Genomic DNA, 22530 nt, shown 5'->3' on the forward strand with positions numbered 1-22530 from the left:
ATCCGGTGCCCCGGGGCGGCCCGGCCGGCCGCCTTCCGCCAGGATGTCCGGGACACATAAAGGATCCTGCACAGGGGGACGAGGTAATGAGCTACAACCAGCCCGGACCGTACGGCGGCCAGCCGCAGCAGCCCGGACCGTACGGCGGGCAGCCGCCGCAGCCGAACCCGTACGGCGGGCAGCCCCAGCCGAACCCGTACGGCCAGCCGGCCCCGCAGCCCGGCTACGGCTACCCGCAGCAGGCCCCGCAGGGCGTCCCGCCGCAGGGCTACGGCTACCCCCAGCAGCCGGGCATGCCCCCGCAGCCGAACCCGTACGGCCAGCAGCCCCCCGCGCCCCCGTACGGCGGCCCGATGCCTCCGATGCAGCCCCCGGCCAAGAAGAAGACGGGCCTGATCGTGGTCGCGGCGATCGTCGGCCTGGCGATCGTCGGCGGCGGCGCGTTCTTCCTGATGGGCAAGAGCGGCAGCGGCAACATCTCGGACGCCACCAAGGGCTACAAGCTGGTCCCGCCTCCGGCGGTCGCCGAGTTCAAGAAGGCCGAGAAGAAGTCGGACAACGAGTTCAGCGAGAAGGACCGCAAGGAGGCCGAGGCGATCGGGGTCAAGAACCCCCAGCAGGCCAGCCAGCAGTACGAGTCGGGTGACAAGGGCAACCCGCTGACGGCCAAGGGGCTGACCTTCTCGGGCCTCTACGGCGAGCTCGCCGACCCCGAGAAGAGCGTCGACGCGAACTTCGCCGCAGCCCAGGTGAAGATGGCGAAGGACGACGAGATGGAGGCCGAGCTGGTCGGCAGCCCCAAGGCGATGACGCCGGCCGGCTTCAGCGGCGCCGTCATGAAGTGCCAGGAAATCAAGATGAAGCCGAAGAAGCAGGACTCGGGCATGCCGCTGGCCAAGGAGTTCACGATGCCCATCTGCATCTGGGGCGACTACAGCACCATGGGCATGGTCGCGGCCATGGACCTCTCGGCGCTGATGGGCAACGGCAAGGGCTACACCCTCGAGCAGACCGCGGACTACACCGCGAAGCTCTACAACACGGCCCGCGTGAAGAAGTAGCACCGCGAACGCACCGAAGGGGCGCCCCACCGGGTTGGTGGGGCGCCCCTTCGGTGTCTGGAGTTGTTACGCCGACTTCTCGTGCGGGCCCTGGTCCTTCGGGACGATGCGCGGGACGAGGGTCGGGTTGACGTTGGAGCGGACCACGTCGCCCGTGATGACCACGCGGGCCACGTCCTTGCGGGACGGGACCTCGTACATCACCGACATCAGGACCTCTTCCATGATGGCGCGCAGGCCGCGCGCGCCGGTCTGGCGGAGGATGGCCTGGTCCGCGATGGCCTCCAGCGCGCCGCGCTCGAAGTCCAGCTCGACGCCGTCGAGTTCGAACAGCCGCTGGTACTGCTTGACCAGCGCGTTGCGCGGCTCGACGAGGATCTGGAGGAGGGCCTCGCGGTCCAGGTTGTGGACCGAGGTGATGACGGGCAGGCGGCCGATGAACTCCGGGATCATCCCGAACTTCACCAGGTCCTCCGGCATGACCTCCTGGAACTGGTCGCTGGCCTCGATCTCCCGCTTCGAGCGGATCGTCGCCCCGAAGCCGATGCCCTTGGCCCCCGCACGCGACTCGATGATCTTCTCCAGGCCGGCGAAGGCGCCGCCCACGATGAAGAGCACGTTTGTCGTGTCGATCTGGATGAACTCCTGGTGCGGGTGCTTGCGGCCGCCCTGCGGAGGCACGGAGGCGGTGGTGCCCTCCAGGATCTTCAGCAGGGCCTGCTGGACGCCCTCGCCCGACACGTCGCGCGTGATCGACGGGTTCTCGCTCTTGCGCGCGACCTTGTCGATCTCGTCGATGTAGATGATCCCGGTCTCGGCCTTCTTGACGTCGTAGTCGGCCGCCTGGATCAGCTTCAGCAGGATGTTCTCGACGTCCTCGCCCACATAGCCGGCCTCCGTCAGCGCCGTCGCGTCGGCGATGGCGAACGGGACGTTCAGCATGCGGGCCAGGGTCTGGGCCAGCAGGGTCTTGCCGGAGCCCGTGGGACCCAGCAGGAGGATGTTGGACTTCGCCAGCTCGATGGCGTCGTCACGGCCCTGCGCGCCGCCGTTCTCGCCGGCCTGGACGCGCTTGTAGTGGTTGTACACAGCGACGGAGAGCGCCTTCTTCGCCGGCTCCTGGCCGACGACGTAGCTCTCCAGGAACTCGTAGATCTCGCGCGGCTTGGGGAGTTCCTCCCACCGCACTTCCGAGGTCTCCGCGAGTTCCTCTTCGATGATCTCGTTGCAGAGGTCGATGCACTCGTCGCAGATGTACACACCGGGTCCTGCGATGAGCTTCTTCACCTGCTTCTGGCTCTTTCCGCAGAACGAGCACTTGAGCAGGTCGCCGCCGTCACCGATGCGTGCCACGAGGTGCTTCCCCTTCGCCTGGGAGACGCTTGGTTCAGCGCTCCTGGTGCCTCATATCCGACGGTACCTTGCCGGGCCCCCATCTCGGGGCCCCCTTGACGCGGTTCACATCGCCGTTCGTGACGATGTGACCACGCCAAGGGGCCGCAAGGATCAGACGTTGTTCATCTTCCGGGTGGAGACGATCTGGTCGATCAGGCCGTAGGCCAGCGCGTCCTCGGCCGTGAGGATCTTGTCGCGCTCGATGTCCTCGCGGATCTTCTCGATCGGCGTGGAGGAGTGCTTGGCCAGCATGGACTCCAGCTGGTCGCGCATGCGGAGGATCTCGTTGGCCGCGATCTCCAGGTCGGAGAGCTGCTCGCGGCCGGTGCCGCCGGACGGCTGGTGGATCAGCACGCGGGCGTTGGGCAGGGCCATCCGCTTGCCGGGGGTGCCGGCGGCCAGCAGGACCGCGGCGGCGGAGGCCGCCTGGCCCATGCAGACGGTCTGGATGTCCGGCTTCACGAACTGCATGGTGTCGTAGATCGCCGTCAGCGCGGTGAAGGAACCACCGGGGCTGTTGATGTAGATCGAGATGTCGCGGTCCGGGTCCATCGACTCCAGGCACAGCAGCTGCGCCATGACGTCGTTGGCGGAGGCGTCGTCGATCTGCACGCCGAGGAAGATCACGCGCTCCTCGAACAGCTTCGCGTACGGGTCGTACTCGCGCACGCCCTGCGAGGTGCGCTCGACGAAGCGCGGGACGACGTAGCGGTTGTCCACCTGCGCGCCGGTGTAGAGGCCGCTCGCGGAGAGGTTGTTCTGCATGTGGGTGTTCACCATCCTGGTGGCGTTCTGCGGGCTGGGGCTTTCCGTGTTCGGGACCGGCCGGGGTCAGGCCCCGGTGCCGCCGCCGCCCGGAGCGAGGGACGCGGCCGAGATGATGTCGTCGATGAGGCCGTACTCCTTGGCCTCCTCGGCGGTGAACCAGCGGTCGCGGTCGCCGTCGCGGATGATCGCCTCGACGGTCTGGCCCGAGTGGTGGGCGGTGATCTCGGCCATGCGCTGCTTGGTGCGCAGCAGGTACTGGGCCTGGATCTTGATGTCCGACGCGGTGCCGCCGATGCCGGCGGAGCCCTGGTGCATCAGGATGTCGGTGTTCGGGAGCGCGAAGCGCTTGCCCGCGGTGCCGCCGGTCAGCAGGAACTGGCCCATGGAGGCGGCCATGCCCATGCCGATGGTGACGACGTCGTTCGGGATGAACTGCATGGTGTCGTAGATCGCCATGCCTGCGGTCACCGAGCCGCCGGGGCTGTTGATGTACAGGTAGATGTCCTTCTCCGGATCGGCGGCCAGGAGGAGGAGCTGCGCGGTGATCTTGTTGGCGATGTCGTCGTCGACCTGCTGGCCGAGGAAGACGATGCGCTCGCCGAGCAGCCGGTTGTAGACATGGTCGCCGAGGCCGCCACCGATGGACGGCTCACCCGCGGCGTAAGGCTTCAGATTCGTCACGTATCCACCTGCTCGTCTCCGACGGCACCTGCCGTCTCAGCGTCTCGTTCAGAGGGCAGTGCCCTCGTATTCATGGACCCTAACGCGCAGGTCGGACAACGCCATCCCGCTTCCCGAACTGTTCGCTGGGAGCGCAAGGTACGCGGGGTCTTTCGAGCGTTCCGCGAGGGGACGCCGAAGGGCCCGGACGCGGTGCGTCCGGGCCCTTGTCACGGCCTGGCCCTGGGCCGGGGCCGCGGGGTCCTACTTGGCCTCGGCCTCGGCGTCGGCGTCCACGGCGGCCTCGACGACCGCGGCGGCCTCCTCGACCTCGTCCTCGTCGTCGGAGAGGTCCACGACCTCACCCTTGGTGTCGACGACCTTGGCGGCCTCGACGACGACCGCGAGGGCCTTGCCGCGGGCGACCTCGCCGACGAGCATCGGGACCTGGCCGCCCTCGACGACGGCCTGGGCGAACTGGTCGGGGGACATGCCGGAGGACTGCGCGCGGCGCAGGAGGTGCTCGGTGAGCTCTTCCTGGTTGACGTTCAGCTTCTCCTTGTTGACGAGCTCGTCCAGGACGAACTGCGTCTTGATGCCCTTGACCGCCTGCTCGCGGGTCTCGGCGTCGAACTCCTCGACGGTCTTGCCCTGGAACTCGAGGTACTTCTCCAGCGTCAGGCCCATCTGGCCGAGCTGGTGGTGCTCCAGGTTGTGCTTGCGGGTGTTGATCTCGTCCTCGAGGAGCTTCTCGGGGATCGGGACCTCGACGAGCTCCAGCAGCTTCTCCAGGACGCGCTCCTGGGCCTGCGTGGCCTGGTCGAACTGCTTCATGTTCTCGAGGCGCTTGCGGCTGTCGGCCTTCAGCTCGTCGAGGGTGTCGAACTCGCTCGCCAGCTGCGCGAACTCGTCGTCGAGCTCCGGGAGCTCCTTGGCCGCCACGGCGGTCACCTTGACGGTGATCTCGGCGTCCTTGCCCTCGGCGGAGCCGCCCTTGAGCTGCGAGGTGAAGGTGGCCTCGCCGCCGGCCTCCAGGCCCTTGACGGCCTCGTCGATGCCGTCGAGGAGCTCGCCCGAACCGATGGTGTAGGAGACGCCGGAGGCAACGCCGTCCTCGAGCACCTCGCCGTCGACCTTGGCCTCGAGGTCCACGGTCACGACGTCGCCGTCCTCGGCCGCACGCTCGACCGGGTTGGTGGACGCGAAGCGGTTGCGCAGCTGCTCGACCGACTTCTCGACGTCCTCGTCGGTGACCTCGACGGCGTCGACCTCGACCTCGATGCCGGAGTAGTCCGGGATCTCGATGGTCGGGCGGACGTCGACCTCGGCGGTGAAGGCCAGCAGCTCGCCGTCCTTCAGCTCCGTGATGTCGACCTCGGGCTGACCCAGCGGGTTGACCTCGGCCTCGTTCACGGCCTCGGTGTAGAACTTCGGGAGGGCGTCGTTGACGGCCTCTTCCAGCACCGCACCGCGGCCGAAGCGCTGGTCGATGACCCGGTTCGGGATCTTGCCCTTGCGGAAGCCCTTGACCGTGACCTGCTGGTTGATCTTCTTGTACGCCGCGTCGAGGCTGTCCTTGAGCTCCTCGAAGGGCACCTCGACAGTGAGCCGAACCCGGGTCGGGTTCAGGGTCTCCACGGCGCTCTTCACGGTTCGGTCTCCTTGTGGCTGACTTCTGGGGTTCTGCGGACCGCTGCGAATTCAGCGGGTCTGCGGATCGGGCCCGGTACATCAGACACACGGGCACGCAGCTTGCATAGTAACCGCAAGCGGTCGGCCGCCCACAACGCGATCATGGGGAGGGGCATGATCCGGATCATCGGAGACTGAGCTGGTCGGGGTGGCCGGATTCGAACCGACGACCTTCCGCTCCCAAAGCGGACGCGCTACCAAGCTGCGCCACACCCCGTCGGTGCGACACGTAGGGTACATGCCCGCGAGGTGCGCGGGCGCAAGAGTTGCACGGCCGGGAAAGGGGTGTGCGCTCGGGCGCCGGGACCCGCTAGGATGCTGTCCGTACCGCGGTCCTGTGACCTGCGGTGCTGCGTGCGGGTGTAGCTCAATGGTAGAGCACTAGTCTTCCAAACTAGCTACGCGGGTTCGATTCCCGTCACCCGCTCCACGACGTGAAGAGCCGGTCTCCGCCCAGCGGGGACCGGCTCTTGCGCGTGGTGCCGCGAGGTCCGCCCAGGGCCGCCGCGCAGGGCCGCGGCGGCGCGGGCCGGCCCGCCTAGAGGCTGATGTTGGCGATCGTGTCGCTGAGCGACTTGAGGAACCGGTTCACGTCCGGGGCGATCGAGCTGGACGCCAGGAAGAAGCCGAAGAGGGTGGCCACGATGGCCGGACCCGGCTTGATGTGGTTCCCGCGGATCAGCACCACCAAGATGACGGCCAAAAGAACCACCACAGACAGCGAAATGGCCACTACTGATCACACCCTCGGTCGTCCCCTGATCGGCCTTCTCGGCCTGGGAGTGCGCTTCCCCGCACACCCCCACATGGACCATCGTGCCACCAACGGGCCCCGCCTATCCGCCTCGTGACGAATCGACTACACGCGTTTCAGGCCAACCGGCAGACTTCGCGGCACATTTCGGGCCTCAGGGCGCGGCCAGTCCCAGCCGTCTGCGCATGTCCGCGTACTTGGCGGTGAGCCGCTCGCGGGTGGGCGCGTCGAGGACGGCGAGCCGGGCCGGGTCCGCGTTGTGGGCCAGATCGGCCTCCTTGACGAGGAGGGCGCCGGGGGTGGCCAGGATCCGGGCGGCGAACTCCGCGGGCGGCTCCCCCGGCCTCTTGGTGAGGGCGAGGACCATGTCCTTGACCTCCTGCGGGAGGGCCAGCGCGGCGAGCTCGGCCTCCCCGACGGCCGCGTCCTCCACGGAGTCGTGCAGCCAGGCGGCGGCGATCTGCCGCTCGGTGCCCCCGCGGGCGCGCACGCCCTCGGCCACGGCCCTCAGGTGCTCCTCGTACGGCCGGCCGGCCTTGTCGGTCTGCCCGGCGTGGGCCGCCCGGGCCAGGGCCTCGACCTCGGCCGTGGTCAGGCCCGGGGCCGGGGCCGGGTCCGCTTCCGTCACTTCGCCTCCCGGTGCAGGATTGCGGCCACGCGCTCGGCATCGGCCGGCGTGGTCCGCCAGTTGGAGAACGCGGCGCGCAGGGCGGGGGTTCCCCGGTACACGGTGGGGGTGAGGAAGACCTCCTCGGAGACGGCCTCGCGCAGGGCGGCCAGCCGCTCCGGCGCCGGGTCCCCGGCGAGGGTGAAGCAGACAACGTTGAGCCGGACCGGGGCGAGCAGCCGGAAGGCGGTTCCACGCTCCAGGGCGGCGCCCAGGGTGCGGGCCCCCTCGATGTTGCGTTCGACGATCTCGCGGTGGCCGCGGCGGCCGTAGGCGGCGAGGGTGAACCAGGCGGTGAGTGCGCGCAGCCGGTGGGAGTTCTCCGGGGTGAGGTGGACCAGGTCGGGGTCGGGGCCGAGCGGGCCGAGGTAGGCGGCGGAGTTCTGGAAGACGCGGGTCTGCAGGTCGCGGCGGCGGGTGAACTGGACGGCGCTGTCGTAGGGGACGTTCAGCCACTTGTGCAGGTCGATGCAGACCGAGTCGGACGCGCCGAGGCCGGCGGTGAGGTGGGCGTGGTCGGGCGAGAGGGCCGCGAAGGCGCCGAAGGCGGCGTCGGTGTGCAGCCAGAAGTCGTGGCGGCGGCGGAGCGCGGCGAGGGCGCGGAGGTCGTCGAAGTCGACGGTGTTGACGGTGCCGGCGTTGGCGACGACCACGCAGGGGCCGGCGGTGTCGGCGAGCGCGCGTTCCAGGGCGGCGGGGTCCACGGCCTCGCGGCCGGGGAGGGTGGGGACCGGGACGAGGGAGCTGCGGCCGAGGCCGAGGACCGCGAGGGCCTTGCCGATGGAGGAGTGCGGGGCGCCGGAGAGCACGCGGACCCGGCCGAGCGCACCGGCCCCGTCCTCGGCGGGGGACACGCCTAGGCGCTCGCCGAGCCATTCGCGGGCGATGGCGAGGCCGGCGGTGTTGGAGAGGGTGGCTCCGCTGACGAAGGTGCCGGTGTGGGCCTCGGGGAGGCCGAAGAGCTCACGGAGCCAGCCGACGGTCTCGCGTTCGAGGTCCTGGCCGCCGGCGTCGAGGGCGGAGTTGGAGTTCTGGTCGTGCGCGGCGGTGAGCCAGTCCCCGGCGAGGGCGGCGGGGGTGGCCCCGCCGGTCACGAAGCCGAGGTAGCGGGGGCCGGCGCTGGCGGAGAGCCGCGGCTCCCAGCGCTCGGCGAAAGCCCGCAGGGCGGCCTCGGTGCCGTCGCCGTGCTCGGGGAGGGGAGCGGGGGCGGGGGGCGGGGTGGTGCGGGCGGGTACGACGGTACGGCTGTCCACCGTGCGGAGTACGCCTGCGGCGTGGTCGCGTACGAGGTCCAGGAGGGCGGGGAGGCGGGTGAGGTCGGCGTGGAGCTGGGGGTCCATGGGGGCACGGTAGGTCTCGGCGGGGGTGGTCCGACCGGGCCAATCGGGTAAGGGTGGCCCGGCCCGTGCTTTCGGGCTCCGCCCCGGACCCCGGTCCTCGAACTCCCCCGGCTACCGCTGGGGGGTGCCCCCCCCGGACGGGCCGGATGTGCCCCTGGGCCGGGGGAGTTTCGAGGCGTGGGGGGCGGGGGTGCGGGGGGGAGCCCCCGGGGTCAGACCGCCGAGCGGCGGATCAGGAGGAGGGCCCGGTCGTCGTTGACGTCCTTTGCCACTTTTTCGATCAGGTGCCAGGCCGCACCCTCGAAGCCGGACGCGACGTAGCGGTCCGCTTCCCCGGTGAGGCGGTCGATGCCCTCGGCGATGTCGCGGTCGGCGGTTTCGACCAGGCCGTCCGTGAAGAGCATGAGGACGTCCCCGGGCCGCAGCGTGCCGGTCGCGGGTTCGAATTCCGCGCCGTCGTAGACGCCGAGCAGCGGGCCCTCGCCCGAGACCTCCCGCCAGCGCCCGGTCCCGGCCGAGAGCTGGAGGGCGGGCAGGTGGCCGGCGGAGAGGAGCTCGTACTCGCCGGTCAGGAGGTCGAGGACGAGGTGGACGGAGGTGGCGAAGCCCTCGTCCCAGTCCTGGCGCAGGAGGTAGCCGTTCGCGGCCGGCAGGAAGTCGCGGTGCGGGAGGGAGCCGAGGAGGCCGCCGAAGGCGCCGGAGAGCAGCAGGGCCCGGGAGCCGGCGTCCATGCCCTTGCCGGAGACGTCGGTGAGGACGACCTCCAGGGTGCGGCCGCCGTTGGTGCGGGCGGCGACGACGAAGTCCCCGGAGAAGGACTGCCCGCCGGCCGGGCGCAGGGCCATCTCCCGGTGCCAGCCGCGCGGCAGGGCGGGCAGCTTGCTCTGGACGCGGATGCGTTCGCGCAGGTCGAAGAGCATGGTCCCGCCGCGCCGCCAGGGCACTCCGACCCGGCTGCGGAACTGGGCGATGACCAGTCCGAAGAACCCGCAGGCGGCGACGACGAGCACGGTGCCGGGGGTGACCCGGCCGGGTCCCCCGGTGTACGGCCCGAGGACCACGGACTCGACGATCAGGGCGGCGGCCGCGGCCGCGTAGAGCCCGAGGAGGCTGGCCGGCCGCAGCAGCAGGCCGCCCGCGACGATGGGCAGGACCAGGGCCGAGGGGGAGAACCAGACCGGCATGGTGAGGGTGCCGCAGGCGATCGCGGGGACGGCGGCGAGCAGTCCGCAGAGGGCCAGCCAGTCGGAGGCGTCGCCGCGGAAGTAGTCGACGGCGGATTTGCGCAGGGCGGTGCGGGCCCGGAGCGCAGCCTTGCGCATCCGGGCCGGGAACGATTCCACGCGTGCTCCGGCCATTGCTTCGGGACCCTATCCATCCTGGCTGTGCGTGCGCAGGGGTACCCCCCGACCCGGGCGGGCAGACGGGGCGAAACCGGGTCGCCGGGGGCGGATCGCCCCTGATAGGGATGGCGCATGGGACATGAGATGCGGGTGCTGCGGCCGGAGGAGTGGGACGTCTGGTTCCGGCACCTGGAGGTGGCGTTCGGGGGGACGCCGGAGGCCCCCGAGGGCCGTGAGCTGTACCGGGACCTGACCGAGACCGGGCGCTCGCTGGCGGTGTGGGACGGGGAGGCGTGCGTGGGCTCGGCCTCGGCGTTCAGCTTCCGGGTGTCGGTGCCGGGCGGGGCGGTCGTGCCGGCGGCCGGGGTGACGATGGTGGGCGTGGCGCCCACGCACCGGCGGCGCGGGGTGCTCACCTCGCTGATGCGCCGCCAGCTGGACGACGTCCGGGCGGGTGGTGAGCCGCTCGCCGTGCTGACGGCCTCGGATCCGGCGATCTACGGGCGGTTCGGCTACGGGACGGCCACGTACGCCTTGTCCGTGGAGATCGACACGGCCCGGGTGGGCCTGTCGGTGCCGCCGGGCGCCGAGGAGGTCCGGGTGCGGATGGCGGACCCGGAGAAGGCGCTGCCGGAGTGCGAACGGGTGTACGCGGCGCTGGTGCCCGCGCGGCCGGGGATGCCGGCCCGGCAGCCGGGCTGGGAGCGGCAGGCGCTGCTGGATCCGGAGTCGGAGCGGGGCAATCGGTCGCCGCTGGCGTGCGTGCTCGCGGAGGGCCCGGACGGGCGGGTGCGGGGCTATGCCCGCTACCAGGTGAAGACGGACTGGGAGTGGTCGGGCTCGGCCGGGTCGGTGGAGGTGCTCCAGCTGGACGCGCTGGACCCGGCGGCGTACGCGGCGCTGTGGCGGTACGTGTTCGAGATCGACCTGACGTGGACGGTGCGGGCGCACAAGCGGCCGGTGGACGATCCGGTGCTGCACCTGGTGACGGACGTGCGGCGGGCGCAGCCGCGGGTGCGGGACGGGCTGCACGTGCGGCTGGTGGAGCTGGGCGCGGCGCTGGCGGGGCGGGCGTACGAGGTGCCGGTGGACGTGGTCTTCGAGGTGGCGGACGCGTTCTGTCCCTGGAACGAGGGGCGGTGGCGGCTCACGGCCGACGCCTCGGGCGCCTCCTGTGTGCGGACCTCGGACCCGGCGGACCTGGCGCTGTCGGTGCGCGAGCTGGGCTCGGCGTACCTGGGCGGGGTGACGCTGGCCTCCCTGGCGGCGGCGGGGCGGGTGGCGGAGCTGTCCCCGGGCGCCCTGGGGCGTGCCTCGCGGGCTTTCGCCGGGGACGTGGCGCCCTGGCTGCCGCACGGGTTCTAGGCCGGCGGCCGCGCACCGGCTTCCGGAGGGCAGCGCCGGCCGGGGGTCAGCGCTGCTGGCAGTCCGGGCACCAGAAGAGGTTGCGGGCGGCCAGGTCGGCGGTGCGGATGCCGGCCCCGCAGACGTGGCAGGGCTGGTCGGCGCGCCGGTAGACGTAGACCTCGCCGCCGTGGTCGTCCACGCGGGGCGGACGGCCCATGGCCTCGGGCGTGTGCTCGGGGCGGACGGTGTCGATGCGGTTGTTGCGGACGCCCTCGCGCATCAGGGCGGCGAGGTCGGTCCACATCGCGTCGAACTCGGCGCGGCCGAGGTCCTTGCCGGCGCGGTAGGGGTCGATGTGGTGCCGGAAGAGCACCTCGGCGCGGTAGACGTTGCCGATGCCGGCGACGACCTTCTGGTCCATGAGCAGGGCGGCGACGGTGGTGCGGCTTCGGGAGATGCGGGCCCAGGCGCGGTCGGGGTCGTCCCCGGGGCGCAGCGGGTCCGGGCCGAGGCGTTCGTGTATCGCCTTCTTCTCGGCCGTGGTGATCAGCGCGCAGGTGGTGGGGCCGCGCAGGTCGGCGTAGTGGTCCTCGTTGAGGAGCCGCATGCGGACGGTGTCGGTCGCGGGGGGCGCGGGGGCGGGCCCGAAGCCGTACTTGCCGAAGAGGCCGAGGTGGATGTGGACCCAGTCCTCGGCGGGGTCGCCGAAGCCGAGGAAGAGGTGCTTGCCGTGGGCCTCGGCGACCGCCAGGTCCCGGCCGTCGAGCAGGGCGGCGCTGCCGGCGAACCGGCCCTGGGGGCTGGTGACGCGCACGGCGCGGCCGGTGAAGCGCTCGGCGTGGTCCAGGGCGAGGCGGTGGATGGTGTGGCCTTCGGGCACGGCTGCGGTCTCCTGTACGGCACGGCCGGGGGGTGGAACGCCCGTGCCACCGGCCGGAGGGCCGGTGGCACGGTTCGCGCTGGGGGCTCAGCCCTGCTGCGGGTGGTGGGCCGGGATCGGGGGGAGCTCGCCGGTCTGCTCGTACGCGGAGAGCATCTCGATGCGGCGGGTGTGGCGCTCCTCGCCGGAGTACGGGGTGGCGAGGAAGGCCTCGACGAAGGCGGTGGCCTCTTCCTCGGTGTGCATGCGGCCGCCGACGGAGATCACGTTGGCGTTGTTGTGCTCGCGGCCGAGCTTGGCGGTCTCGACGCTCCAGGCCAGTACGGCGCGGACGCCCTTGACCTTGTTGGCGGCGATCTGCTCGCCGTTGCCGGAGCCGCCGATCACGACGCCGAGGCTGTCCGGGTCCGCGGCGGTCTTCTCCGCGGCGCGCAGGCAGAACGGCGGGTAGTCGTCGACGGCGTCGTAGATGTGGGGCCCGCAGTCGACGGGCTCGTGGCCGTTGTTCTTGAGCCAGTCCACGAGGTGGTTCTTGAGCTCAAAGCCTGCATGGTCGGATCCGAGGTACACGCGCATGGCTCCGAGTGTGGCACGGGCGCTCCCCGCGGGGGTGCAGGGGGTGTCGCGTAAGTCACGCGGAAAGCTCAAGTAATCCCTAAGTTCCCAGTTGGGGAGGGTTGGGGCGAAGGTCCGGGCCTTTGCGCCCGGGATAACGAAGTGGACTAGGGCCTTCCGACCTGCCGCGCCCTCGGGATTGAATGCCGGGGCTCGCAACCCGAGAACTTAAGGATCCGTCCATGAGCTCCACGACGACCCTTCAGAAGACAGACGGAAACGCCGGAGAACCCGGTGGCCCGCAGTCTTCCGACGGTCTGAAGGCCGGTCTCAAGAACCGCCACCTGTCCATGATCGCGATCGGCGGTGTGATCGGCGCCGGCCTGTTCGTCGGCTCCTCCGGCGGCATCGCCAAGACCGGCCCGGCGATCCTCATCTCCTACGCCCTCGTCGGCGCCATGGTCGTCTTCGTCATGCGGATGCTGGGCGAGATGGCCGCGGCCAGCCCGAACTCCGGCTCCTTCTCGGCGTACGCGGACCGCGCGCTGGGCCGCTGGGCCGGCTTCTCCATCGGCTGGCTGTACTGGTTCTTCTGGGTCGTCGTGCTGGCCGTGGAGGCCACCGCGGGTGCGGTGATCCTCGAAGGCTGGGTGCCGGCGGTCCCGCAGTGGGCCTGGGCCCTGATCGTGATGGCCGTCCTGACGGTCACCAACCTGGGCTCGGTCGCCTCGTACGGCGAGTTCGAGTTCTGGTTCGCGGGCATCAAGGTCGTCGCCATCGGCGCGTTCGTGGGCATCGGCGTCCTGGCCGTGTTCGGCGTGCTGCCGGGCTCGGACAACCCGGGCGCGGGCTTCGCGCACCTCACCGACACGGGCGGCTTCATGCCGAACGGCTGGGGCTCCGTCCTCACCGGTGTGCTGATGGTCGTCTTCTCCTTCATGGGCAGCGAGATCGTCACCCTGGCCGCCGGCGAGTCCGAGGACCCGCGCCGCGCCGTCACCAAGGCCACCAACTCGGTGATCTGGCGCATCGGCGTCTTCTACCTGGGCTCGATCTTCGTGGTCCTGACCCTGCTGCCGTGGAACGACAAGTCGATCACGGAGAAGGGCTCGTACGTCGCCGCCCTCGACTCCATCGGCATCCCGGCCGCCGGGCAGATCATGAACGTGATCGTCCTGACCGCGGTGCTGTCCTGCCTGAACTCGGGCCTCTACACCGCCTCCCGCATGGCCTTCTCGCTGGGCGAGCGCGGTGACGCGCCCAAGTCCTTCGCCAAGGTGAGCAAGCGGGGCGTGCCGACGGCCGCCATCCTGGGCTCCACGGTCTTCGGCTTCGTCGCGGTGGTCTTCAACTACACCAACCCGGACACGGTCTTCAGCTTCCTGCTGAACTCCTCGGGTGCGATCGCGCTCTTCGTCTGGCTGGTCATCTGCCTGACCCAGCTGCGCATGCGCAAGATCCTCCAGGCCGAGGCCCCGGAGAAGCTGACCGTCAAGATGTGGCTGTTCCCGTGGCTGACCTGGGCCACCGCCGCGATGATCGCCTTCGTGATCGGCTACATGTTCTTCGACGACGCGAACCGCGAGGTGGTCACCCTCTCGACGCTGGTCGCCGCCGCCGTGGTGCTCGTCGGGTTCGTGCTGGACCGCCGGCGCAAGACCTCGCTGAACCCCTGATCCGGCGGGCCTCCTGAGGTCCTCCCGGTCTGTGAGTACGTACGCGAACGCCCCCGGACAGCGTGGTCCGGGGGCGTTCGCGTTGCGGCGGGGCGGCGGTCAGCCGCGGCGGCCGAGCAGCTTCCAGGCGGTGGGCAGGAGGCCCATCGCGAGGGCGGCCTTGAGGGCGTCGCCGATCAGGAAGGGCACCATGCCGACGGCGAGGGCCTTGCCGAGGGGCATCCCCGTGGCCAGCGCCAGGTAGGGGACGCCGACGGCGTAGACGACGAGCGAGCCGGCCGCCATCGCCCCGGCGGTGCGCAGCACGGAGCGGTCGGCGCCGCGCCGGGCCAGCGCGCCGACCAGCGCCGAGGCGAGCAGCATGCCGAGGACGTAGCCGAAGGTGGCCCCGCCCGCGCCGGCGGTGCCGCCCGCGAACCAGGGCAGGCCGGCCGCCCCGGCGAGGACGTAGAGGGACAGGGACAGGAAGCCGCGGCGGGCGCCGAAGGCGGTGCCCACGAGCAGGGCGGCGAAGGTCTGGCCGGTGACGGGCACGATCAGCCCGGGCACGTGGACGGAGACCTGGGCGGCCGCGCCCATCAGCGCGGCGCCGCCGAGGACCAGCGCGGCCTCGCGGGTGCGGCTCGCGGGGAGCAGGTCGGCGAGGACGGCGCCGGGCCGGAAGGAAACGGAAGCGGTGCTCATGGGTGCTCCGGTGCGTGAGGGGCTTGGGGAGGGACACCGCGACGCTATCCGCGGCCCGCGGCGGCGATCACCGTCGCGCGGCCACAAAGCCTGGTCACCGGTGTTGGTGGGGATTTGACAAAGCAGCGGCGCCACGCCGGAGGAGGGGTGATACACATCACGAGCACTGTTGCGTGAGACTTCCGTTTTGCGTCCATGACCACCACTCGGGGAGACTGTGGGATCCCGCCAATCGTGCGGATCCCCACAGCCGCCTCATTTCTGAGAGTACGAGCACCTTCATGCACGATCCGCTGCCCCCGGAGCCGCTGTCCCACGGCCTCAAACAGCGCCACCTGACCATGCTCGGCCTGGGCGGGGTGATCGGCGCCGGCCTGTTCGTCGGCTCCGGCGCCGGGATCTCCGTGGCCGGCCCCGGGATCATCGTGTCCTATCTGCTCGCCGGCGCCCTGGCGATGCTGGTGATGCGGATGCTGGGCGAGATGTCCGCCGCGATGCCCGCCTCCGGCTCCTTCTCCGTGCACGCGGAGCGGGCGCTCGGCCGCTGGGCCGGGTTCTCGGTGGGCTGGCTGTACTGGTTCCTGCTCGTCGTCGTGCTCGCGGTGGAGGCCACCGGCGCGGCGAAGATCGCGCACGGCTGGGTGCCGGGGGTCCCGCAGTGGGCCTGGGTGCTGGCCTTCATGGTGTTCTTCACCGCCAGCAACCTGGCCGCGGTGAAGAACTTCGGCGAGTTCGAGTTCTGGTTCGCGGCCCTCAAGGTGGGCGCGATCGTGCTGTTCCTGGTGCTGGGCGCGCTGGCCATCGCCGGGGTGCTGCCGGACACCGACCCGGTCGGCCTCGCGAACCTCACCGGGCAGGGCGGCTTCCTGCCGAACGGCTGGTCCGGGGTGGTCTCCGGGGTGCTGGCCGTGGTCTTCGCCTTCGGCGGCCTGGAGGTCGTCACCATCGCGGCCGCGGAGTCGGACGACCCGGCGCGCTCGGTGGCGCGCGCGGTGCGCAGTGCGGTGTGGCGCATCCTCTTCTTCTACGTGGGCTCGATGCTGGTGATCGTGACCCTGCTGCCGTGGCGCTCGGCGGAGCCGGACTCCAGCCCGTACGTGGCGGTCCTCGACTCGATCGGGGTGGGCTCGGCCGGGCAGATCATGAACGTGGTCGTGTTCGTGGCCCTGCTGTCGGCGCTCAACGCCAACCTGTACGGGTCCTCGCGCATGATCTTCTCGCTGGCCGAGCGCGGGGAGGCGCCGAAGGCGCTGCTCGCGGTGTCGGGCGGCGGGGTGCCGCGGCGGGCCGTGTTCGCGTCGGTGGCCTTCGGCTTCGTGTCCGTAGTGCTGAACCTGCTGTGGCCGAAGTCGGTGTTCCTCTACATGCTCAACGCGGTGGGCGCGGTCCTGCTGTTCGTGTGGGCGCTGATCGCGGTCTCGCAGCTGATGCTGCGGCGCCGGATCGAGCGGGAGACGCCCGAGCGGCTGGTCCTGAGGATGTGGGCGTTCCCGTACCTGACCTGGGCGGCGCTGGCGGCGATGGCCGTGGTGCTGGTGCTGATGCTCTTCGACGACGCGGCCCGCCCGCAGCTGCTGTGGTCGGGCGGGGCGACGGCCGTGGTGGTGGCCGTGGCGTTCTGGCGGGAGTACCGGGGCCACGGGCTCCGCGAGGAGAGCGGCGGGGCCCGCGAGAGCAGCCGGGTCTGACCGCTCGCGGACTCCCCGCATCCCGTCCTGACGTGCGATGCCCCCGTACCCGCCGGGTACGGGGGCATCGCCGTGTCCGGAGCGCGCCTGCGGCGGCTCCGGGGTGCGGGAACGATCACGTGCGGTCATCCCGGTGTCCGAATAGCGGACGAGATCCGTCCGATGATCGGACACGGCGCAGACTGGGGCATCACCTCCCCGTCCCACCGCAACCGGACAAGGCACCTCCATGCCCCAGAGCACGCTCACGCCCCCCGAGGGGAAGCCGGCCCCCGCCCCGGCGGCCGGCTCCCCCGGCGCCTCCCCGGCCGGCCCCGCCGCCGGCCCCCCGCTGTCGAACGGCCTCAAGCAGCGCCACCTCTCGATGATCGCCCTCGGCGGGGTCATCGGCGCCGGGCTCTTCGTGGGTTCCGGCGCCGGCATCGCGGCCGCCGGGCCCTCGATCGTGCTCGCGTACGCGGCGTCCGGGCTGCTCGTCATGTTCGTGATGCGCATGCTCGGGGAGATGTCCGCGGCCAACCCCGCCTCGGGCTCCTTCTCGGTGCACGCCGAGCGGGCCATCGGACCGTGGGCCGGGTTCACCGTCGGCTGGATGTTCTGGACCCTGCTGTGCGTGGGCGTGGCCATCGAGGCGATCGGCGCGGCGCACATCGTGCAGGGCTGGCTGCCCGGCACCCCCTCCTGGCTGTGGGTGCTGGTCTTCATGGCCTTCTTCTGCGGCAGCAACCTGGCCGCGGTGCGCAATTTCGGCGAGTTCGAGTTCTGGTTCGCCGCCCTGAAGATCGGGGCCATCGCCCTGTTCCTGGGGCTGGGGGCGCTGGCCGTGCTGGGCGTGCTGCCGGGCACCGAGGCCCCGGGCACCAGCCACCTGCTCGGCGACGGCGGGTTCCTGCCGACCGGGGTCGGCGGCCTGCTCGTCGGACTGCTCGCCTCGGTGGTCGCCTACGGCGGGCTGGAGACGGTCACCATCGCGGCGGCCGAGTCCGAGGACCCGGTGCGCGGGGTGGCCAAGGCCGTGCGGACCACCATGTGGCGGATCGCGGTCGTCTACGTCGGCTCGATGCTGGTCGTCGTCACCCTGGTGCCGTGGGACTCCCCGGCCGTCACCGAGCAGGGCCCGTACGCGGCGGCCCTGGACCGGCTGGGCGTCCCGGGCGGGGCCCAGGTCATGAACGTGGTCATCCTGGCCGCACTGCTCTCCGCGATGAACGCGAACATCTACGGCTCCTCCCGGATGGCGTACTCGCTCGTGGCCCGCGGCCAGGGGCCCCGGGCGCTGGCCGCCGCCCCGCGGGGGATCCCGCGCCGGGCGGTGCTGGCCTCCTCCGGCTTCGGCTTCGTCACCGTGCTGCTGTCGTACTGGTACCCGGACACCCTGTTCGCCTGGCTGCTGAACATGGTGGGCGGGGTGATCCTGATCGTCTGGGGGTTCATCGCGGTCTCCCAGTTCCTGCTGCGCCGCCGGACCGAGCGGGAGGCGCCCGAGAAGCTGGTCGTGCGCATGTGGGGGTTCCCCTACCTGACGTGGGCGGCCCTGGCGGGGGTGGCCGGGGTGCTGGGCCTGATGGCCTGGGACGCCGACACGCGGGTGCAGGTGGTCTTCACCGGCGGCCTGACCCTCGCGCTGGCCCTCACCGGGTACGCGCTCCAGCGGGCCGCGGCCCGTCGCACGGCCGGCTGAACCCGAACCCGCCCGCTCCCCCGAAGGCCCCCGGCGCCACCGCGCCGGGGGCCTTCGGGCATGCCGGAGTGAGGTCACCCTTACATGATCAGCAGAATAGATACTGCTAGCGTGCAGTTGCGCATTGATTGCAATAGCAGTGAGCATGCCGAGGGGACCGATTCACGTATGCCGATCTACACGCTTCCCGAACTGCCGTACGACTACGCGGCGCTGGAGCCGGTGATCAACCCGCAGATCATCGAGCTGCACCACGACAAGCACCACGCGGCCTACGTCGCCGGCGCCAACACCACGCTGGAGCAGCTGGCCGAGGCCCGCGACAAGGAGAACTGGGCGGCGCTGAACGGCCTGGAGAAGAACCTGGCCTTCCACCTCTCCGGCCACATCCTGCACAGCATCTACTGGCACAACATGGCCAGCCCGAAGACCGGCGAGGGCGGCGGCGAGCCCACCGCGGCCGACGGCGTGGGCGAGCTCGCCGACGCGATCACCGAGTCCTTCGGCTCCTTCGCCGCCTTCAAGAAGCAGCTCACCTTCGCCTCCTCGGCCACCCAGGGCTCCGGCTGGGGCGTGCTCGCGTACGAGCCGGTCAGCGGCCGCCTGCTCGTCGAGCAGGTCTACGACCACCAGGGCAACGTGGGCGTGGCCAGCACCCCGATCCTGGTCTTCGACGCCTGGGAGCACGCCTTCTACCTCCAGTACAAGAACCAGAAGGTGGACTTCATCGAGGCGATGTGGAACGTCGTCAACTGGCAGGACGTGGCGAAGCGGTACGCCGACGCCAAGGCCAACACCCCGCTGCTGATCCCCGCCAAGGGCTGACCGGCCGCACCCCCGGGACCGTCCGCCTCGTGATCGTCTTCTCACCTTTCACCGGCGGACGTGCGTAACAGGAAACCCCCCGCCGAGGACGTGACTCGGCGGGGGGTTTCCCGTACTGCGGGCGCGCCTACTCGAACGACGGGCCCGCCGTGCGGCTGCGCTTGATCTCGTAGAAGCCCGGGGTGGCGGCGACCAGCAGGGTGCCGTCCCAGAGCCGGGCCGCGTCCTCGCCGCGCGGGGTCGGGGTGACCACCGGGCCGAAGAAGGCCACGTCCTTGCCGTCCGAGCCGGGGACGGAGATGACCGGGGTGCCCACGTCCTGGCCGACCCGGTCGATGCCCTCGGCGTGCGACTCGCGCAGCACCAGGTCGTACTCGTCGGAGTCGGCGTACGCGAGCAGCTCGGCCGGCAGGCCCACCTCGTCGAGGGCGGCGGCGATGACCTCGCGGGTCGGGCCGAGGCCCTCGTTGTGGATCCGCGTGCCGAGGGCGGTGTAGAGCTTGCCGGTGATCTCGTCGCCGTGCTTCTGCTGGGCGGCGGTCACCACGCGGACCGGGGCCCAGCCCTTGGCGCCGAGCAGGTCGCGGTAGACCTCGGGGAGCTCGTCGAGCTTGTTCTCGTTCAGGACGGCGAGGCTCATCACGTGCCAGCGCACCTCGACGTCGCGGACCTTCTCGACCTCCAGCATCCAGCGCGAGGTCATCCAGGCCCAGGGGCAGAGCGGGTCGAACCAGAAGTCGACGGGGGTCTTCTCGCGCACCTGGGTGTCGGACATGTCTCTCCTCTGCGTGTTCGTTCCCGTACGCCGTGGATGGGCGTCCCCCTGGCCAACCGGCCCGAGGACCGGCGCATTCCCCGTGGGAGGATCTGGGCGATCAATCCTTGAAGGCGAACTTGCACGAAGGAGTGCCCGTGCCTGGTGAGAATCTGTCCCGCGACGAAGCCCGCGAGCGGGCCGAGCTGCTCTCCGTCGACGCGTACGAGGTCTCGCTCGACCTCCGTTCGGCGGTGGACGAGTCCGAACCGGCCGACGGGCCGCGCACCTTCCGCTCGGTGACCACGATCCGCTTCCGCTCCGCCGTGCCCGGGGCGTCCAGCTTCGCGGACCTGGTGGCCCCCTCGGTGAACACCGTCACCCTCAACGGGCGGGAGCTGGACCCGGCCGCCGTCTTCGACGGGGCCCGGATCGCGCTGGACGGCCTGGCGGCCGAGAACGTCCTCGTGGTCGACGCGAACTGCGCGTACAGCCGCACCGGCGAGGGCATGCACCGCTTCGTCGACCCGGAGGACGGCGAGGTCTACCTCTACACCCAGTACGAGCCGGCCGACGCCCGCCGGGTCTTCGCCAACTTCGAGCAGCCGGACCTCAAGGCCCCCTACCGCTTCGAGGTGGCCGCGCCGGCGGACTGGCACGTCTGGAGCAACGGCGCCGAGGAGTCCCGCGAGGGCGACACCCGCCGGTTCGCCGAGACCGCGCCCATCTCCACGTACATCACCTGCGTGGTGGCCGGCCCGTACCACTACGTGACGGACACCTACACCCGCGGGGACCTGACGATCCCGCTGGGCGCCATGTGCCGCAAGGGGCTCGCCCCGCACTTCGACGCGGACGACATCTTCCTGATCACCAAGCAGGGGTTCGACTTCTTCCACGAGAACTTCGACTTCCCCTACCCCTTCGGGAAGTACGACCAGGCCTTCGTGCCCGAGTACAACCTCGGCGCCATGGAGAACCCCGGCATGGTCACCTTCCGCGAGGAGTACATCTTCCGCGGCAAGGTCACCCGGGCCTCCTACGAGCGGCGCTCGAACACGATCCTGCACGAGATGGCCCACATGTGGTTCGGGGACCTCGTCACCATGCAGTGGTGGGACGACCTGTGGCTCAAGGAGTCCTTCGCCGACTTCATGGGCTCCTTCTCGCTGGTCGAGGCCACCCGCTTCGACCAGGCCTGGGTCACCTTCGCGAACAGCCGCAAGGCCTGGGCCTACCGCGCCGACCAGCTGCCCTCCACGCACCCGATCACGGCCGACATCCGCGACCTGGAGGACGCGAAGCTCAACTTCGACGGCATCACCTACGCCAAGGGCGCGGCCGTCCTCAAGCAGCTCGTCGCGTACGTCGGCCGGGACGCCTTCCTGGAGGGCGCGCGCCGCTACTTCAAGGCCAACGCCTACGGGAACACCACCCTGGACGACCTGCTGACGGTGCTGGCCGAGGTCTCCGGCCGGGACATGGCCGAGTGGTCGGCGGCCTGGCTCCAGACGGCCGGGGTCAACTCGCTGACCCCCGTGGTCGCGTACGACGCCGAGGGCAGCCGGATCACCGGGCTCGCCGTGCTCCAGGACGGCGAGCGGCTGCGCCCGCACCGGGTGCAGGTGGGCCTGTACCGGCACGAGGCGGGCGAGCTGGTGCGCTACGCGCAGGCCGAGGTGGACGTGGCCGGGGCGCGCACCGAGGTAGGGGCCCTGGCGGGTGCCGAGCGGCCCGACCTGGTCCTGGTCAACGACGAGGACCTGACCTACTGCAAGATCCGCTTCGACGAGGGCTCGCTGGCCTCGCTGCGCAAGCACCTGGGCGACCTGCGGGACCCGCTGGCGCGGGCGCTGTGCTGGTCGGCACTGTGGAACATGACCCGCGACGGCCTGATGCCCGCCCGGGACTTCGTCTCGCTGGTGCTGGCCTTCGCGGGCCGGGAGTCCGACGTGGGCGTGCTGCAGATGCTGCACACCCAGGCGGGTACGGCGGTCACCCACTACGCGGCGCCGGAGTGGCGCCCGCAGGGTGCCCGGGAGCTGTCGGCGGGCGCGCTGCACGAGCTGCGGCTGGCCGAGCCGGGCTCCGAGCACCAGCTGACGTGGGCCCGCTTCTTCGCGGCCTGCGCGACCACGGAGGCGGACTTCCGCCTGCTGGCGGGCCTGCTGGACGGCTCGGCCCGGATCGACGGGCTGGACGTGGACCAGGAGCTGCGCTGGGACATGCTGGCCCCGCTGGCGGCGCACGGGCTCGCGGACGCGGAGCGGATCGCGGAGGAGCTGTCCCGCGACGACACGGCCTCGGGCAAGCGGCACTCGGTGCGCTGCCTGGCCGCGCGGCCCTCGGCCGCCGTGAAGGCGCAGGCCTGGGCCGGCGTGGTGGAGTCGGACGCGCTGTCGAACGCGCTGGTGGAGGCCACCATCGCGGGCTTCTCGCAGCCGACGCAGCGGGAGCTGCTGGCGCCGTACGCCGCGAAGTACTTCGAGGCGATCGAGCGGGTGTGGGCCGAGCGTTCCATCCAGATCGGCATGGACGTGGTGCGCGGGCTGTATCCGGCGCTCCAGGACGGTCAGGCCACCCTGGACGCGACGGACGCGTGGCTGACCGCGCACGAGGACGCCCCGCCGGCGCTGCGCCGCCTGGTGCTGGAGTCCCGCGACGACCTGGCCCGCGCCCTGCGCGCACAGGCGTGCGACGGGGGCGCGGCCTGATCCGGGTGCCGTGAGGGGTGCGGGCGGGGCGGGGGCGAAAGCCTCT

At 71.3% G+C, this 22530-nt stretch carries 19 protein-coding genes and 2 tRNA genes; 8 read left to right on the forward strand and 13 right to left on the reverse strand.

What is annotated here, in order from left to right:
* The first annotated feature begins 86 nt into the window (after positions 1 to 86).
* Positions 87 to 1061 (forward strand): hypothetical protein, encoded by a 975-nt coding sequence (locus ACZ407_RS03730; protein WP_468125192.1) that lies wholly within the window; start codon positions 87 to 89, stop codon positions 1059 to 1061.
* A gap of 66 nt (positions 1062 to 1127) precedes the next feature.
* Here the strand turns inward: ACZ407_RS03730 and clpX are convergent, their stop codons facing one another.
* From clpX to ACZ407_RS03755, 5 genes are all read right to left on the reverse strand, one after another.
* On the reverse strand, positions 1128 to 2414 hold the full coding sequence (gene clpX, locus ACZ407_RS03735; RefSeq protein WP_226732536.1) for an ATP-dependent Clp protease ATP-binding subunit ClpX: 1287 nt from the start codon (positions 2412 to 2414) through the stop codon (positions 1128 to 1130).
* A gap of 153 nt (positions 2415 to 2567) precedes the next feature.
* Complete coding sequence (locus ACZ407_RS03740) at positions 2568 to 3236, reverse strand: ATP-dependent Clp protease proteolytic subunit (RefSeq protein WP_468125193.1); 669 nt, start codon at positions 3234 to 3236, stop codon at positions 2568 to 2570.
* 51 nt (positions 3237 to 3287) lie between these two features.
* A complete protein-coding gene (locus ACZ407_RS03745) occupies positions 3288 to 3905 on the reverse strand; it encodes an ATP-dependent Clp protease proteolytic subunit (protein WP_468125194.1) in 618 nt (205 codons plus the stop codon).
* A 243-nt stretch (positions 3906 to 4148) separates the two neighbouring features.
* The gene (gene tig / locus ACZ407_RS03750) at positions 4149 to 5534 is read right to left on the reverse strand and encodes a trigger factor (protein ID WP_468125195.1); all 1386 of its coding nucleotides are present in this window, start codon (positions 5532 to 5534) and stop codon (positions 4149 to 4151) included.
* Between the two features lie 182 nt (positions 5535 to 5716).
* A tRNA-Pro gene (locus tag ACZ407_RS03755) sits at positions 5717 to 5793 on the reverse strand.
* 139 nt (positions 5794 to 5932) lie between these two features.
* On the opposite strand from ACZ407_RS03755, the gene ACZ407_RS03760 reads away from it, so the two are divergent.
* Positions 5933 to 6006, forward strand: a tRNA-Gly gene (locus ACZ407_RS03760).
* A 108-nt stretch (positions 6007 to 6114) separates the two neighbouring features.
* Here the strand turns inward: ACZ407_RS03760 and ACZ407_RS03765 are convergent.
* From ACZ407_RS03765 to ACZ407_RS03780, 4 genes are all read right to left on the reverse strand, one after another.
* The gene (locus ACZ407_RS03765; RefSeq protein ID WP_468125196.1) at positions 6115 to 6309 is read right to left on the reverse strand and encodes a hypothetical protein; all 195 of its coding nucleotides are present in this window, start codon (positions 6307 to 6309) and stop codon (positions 6115 to 6117) included.
* 175 nt (positions 6310 to 6484) lie between these two features.
* Entirely contained in the window at positions 6485 to 6958 is a 474-nt protein-coding gene (locus ACZ407_RS03770; protein ID WP_468125197.1) for an HD domain-containing protein, read from the reverse strand.
* Entirely contained in the window at positions 6955 to 8337 is a 1383-nt protein-coding gene (locus ACZ407_RS03775) for a pyridoxal phosphate-dependent decarboxylase family protein (RefSeq protein ID WP_468125198.1), read from the reverse strand. The genes ACZ407_RS03770 and ACZ407_RS03775 overlap by 4 nt, the downstream gene beginning before the upstream one ends.
* Positions 8338 to 8549: 212 nt before the next feature.
* Positions 8550 to 9695, reverse strand: a complete 1146-nt coding sequence (locus tag ACZ407_RS03780; RefSeq protein ID WP_468125199.1) for a PP2C family protein-serine/threonine phosphatase — start codon at positions 9693 to 9695, stop codon at positions 8550 to 8552.
* A 117-nt stretch (positions 9696 to 9812) separates the two neighbouring features.
* Between ACZ407_RS03780 and ACZ407_RS03785 the strand changes: the two genes are divergently transcribed.
* Complete coding sequence (locus ACZ407_RS03785; RefSeq protein ID WP_468125201.1) at positions 9813 to 11045, forward strand: GNAT family N-acetyltransferase; 1233 nt, start codon at positions 9813 to 9815, stop codon at positions 11043 to 11045.
* Positions 11046 to 11091: 46 nt separating this feature from the next.
* On the opposite strand, the gene ACZ407_RS03790 is transcribed toward ACZ407_RS03785, so the two are convergent.
* On the reverse strand, positions 11092 to 11907 hold the full coding sequence (locus ACZ407_RS03790) for an Fpg/Nei family DNA glycosylase (protein ID WP_468125202.1): 816 nt from the start codon (positions 11905 to 11907) through the stop codon (positions 11092 to 11094).
* Between the two features lie 87 nt (positions 11908 to 11994).
* Complete coding sequence (locus tag ACZ407_RS03795; RefSeq protein ID WP_468125203.1) at positions 11995 to 12483, reverse strand: ribose-5-phosphate isomerase; 489 nt, start codon at positions 12481 to 12483, stop codon at positions 11995 to 11997.
* A gap of 221 nt (positions 12484 to 12704) precedes the next feature.
* Between ACZ407_RS03795 and ACZ407_RS03800 the strand changes: the two genes are divergently transcribed.
* Positions 12705 to 14138, forward strand: coding sequence for an amino acid permease (locus ACZ407_RS03800; RefSeq protein ID WP_468125205.1), 1434 nt, complete (start codon positions 12705 to 12707; stop codon positions 14136 to 14138).
* Between the two features lie 99 nt (positions 14139 to 14237).
* Here ACZ407_RS03800 and ACZ407_RS03805 read toward each other — a convergent pair whose 3' ends face one another.
* Entirely contained in the window at positions 14238 to 14822 is a 585-nt protein-coding gene (locus ACZ407_RS03805; RefSeq protein WP_468125206.1) for a biotin transporter BioY, read from the reverse strand.
* Positions 14823 to 15103: 281 nt separating this feature from the next.
* Between ACZ407_RS03805 and ACZ407_RS03810 the strand changes: the two genes are divergently transcribed.
* From ACZ407_RS03810 to ACZ407_RS03820, 3 genes are all read left to right on the forward strand, one after another.
* Positions 15104 to 16510, forward strand: a complete 1407-nt coding sequence (locus ACZ407_RS03810) for an amino acid permease (RefSeq protein WP_468125207.1) — start codon at positions 15104 to 15106, stop codon at positions 16508 to 16510.
* Positions 16511 to 16739: 229 nt separating this feature from the next.
* Complete coding sequence (locus ACZ407_RS03815; RefSeq protein WP_468125209.1) at positions 16740 to 18191, forward strand: amino acid permease; 1452 nt, start codon at positions 16740 to 16742, stop codon at positions 18189 to 18191.
* A 168-nt stretch (positions 18192 to 18359) separates the two neighbouring features.
* Positions 18360 to 19016, forward strand: a complete 657-nt coding sequence (locus tag ACZ407_RS03820; RefSeq protein ID WP_468125211.1) for a superoxide dismutase — start codon at positions 18360 to 18362, stop codon at positions 19014 to 19016.
* A 127-nt stretch (positions 19017 to 19143) separates the two neighbouring features.
* Here the strand turns inward: ACZ407_RS03820 and ACZ407_RS03825 are convergent, their stop codons facing one another.
* Entirely contained in the window at positions 19144 to 19791 is a 648-nt protein-coding gene (locus ACZ407_RS03825) for a mycothiol-dependent nitroreductase Rv2466c family protein (protein ID WP_468125212.1), read from the reverse strand.
* Between the two features lie 137 nt (positions 19792 to 19928).
* Here ACZ407_RS03825 and pepN point away from each other — a divergent pair, with 137 nt between their 5' ends.
* On the forward strand, positions 19929 to 22484 hold the full coding sequence (pepN, locus tag ACZ407_RS03830; protein ID WP_468125214.1) for an aminopeptidase N: 2556 nt from the start codon (positions 19929 to 19931) through the stop codon (positions 22482 to 22484).
* The last annotated feature ends 46 nt before the right edge of the window (positions 22485 to 22530 follow it).

Source organism: Streptomyces sp. NPDC030809, from assembly GCF_055572195.1.

Excerpts from the sequence above, each read along its gene's own strand:
- ACZ407_RS03730 (WP_468125192.1), top strand. The coding sequence starts at position 87 with ATGAGCTACAACCAGCCCGGACCGTACGGCGGCCAGCCGCAGCAGCCC.
- ACZ407_RS03740 (WP_468125193.1), bottom strand. The coding sequence starts at position 3,236 with ATGGTGAACACCCACATGCAGAACAACCTCTCCGCGAGCGGCCTCTAC.
- ACZ407_RS03775 (WP_468125198.1), bottom strand. The coding sequence starts at position 8,337 with ATGGACCCCCAGCTCCACGCCGACCTCACCCGCCTCCCCGCCCTCCTG.
- ACZ407_RS03780 (WP_468125199.1), bottom strand. The coding sequence starts at position 9,695 with ATGGCCGGAGCACGCGTGGAATCGTTCCCGGCCCGGATGCGCAAGGCT.
- ACZ407_RS03785 (WP_468125201.1), top strand. The coding sequence starts at position 9,813 with ATGGGACATGAGATGCGGGTGCTGCGGCCGGAGGAGTGGGACGTCTGG.
- ACZ407_RS03795 (WP_468125203.1), bottom strand. The coding sequence starts at position 12,483 with ATGCGCGTGTACCTCGGATCCGACCATGCAGGCTTTGAGCTCAAGAAC.
- ACZ407_RS03800 (WP_468125205.1), top strand. The coding sequence starts at position 12,705 with ATGAGCTCCACGACGACCCTTCAGAAGACAGACGGAAACGCCGGAGAA.
- ACZ407_RS03805 (WP_468125206.1), bottom strand. The coding sequence starts at position 14,822 with ATGAGCACCGCTTCCGTTTCCTTCCGGCCCGGCGCCGTCCTCGCCGAC.
- ACZ407_RS03810 (WP_468125207.1), top strand. The coding sequence starts at position 15,104 with ATGCACGATCCGCTGCCCCCGGAGCCGCTGTCCCACGGCCTCAAACAG.
- ACZ407_RS03815 (WP_468125209.1), top strand. The coding sequence starts at position 16,740 with ATGCCCCAGAGCACGCTCACGCCCCCCGAGGGGAAGCCGGCCCCCGCC.
- ACZ407_RS03820 (WP_468125211.1), top strand. The coding sequence starts at position 18,360 with ATGCCGATCTACACGCTTCCCGAACTGCCGTACGACTACGCGGCGCTG.
- ACZ407_RS03825 (WP_468125212.1), bottom strand. The coding sequence starts at position 19,791 with ATGTCCGACACCCAGGTGCGCGAGAAGACCCCCGTCGACTTCTGGTTC.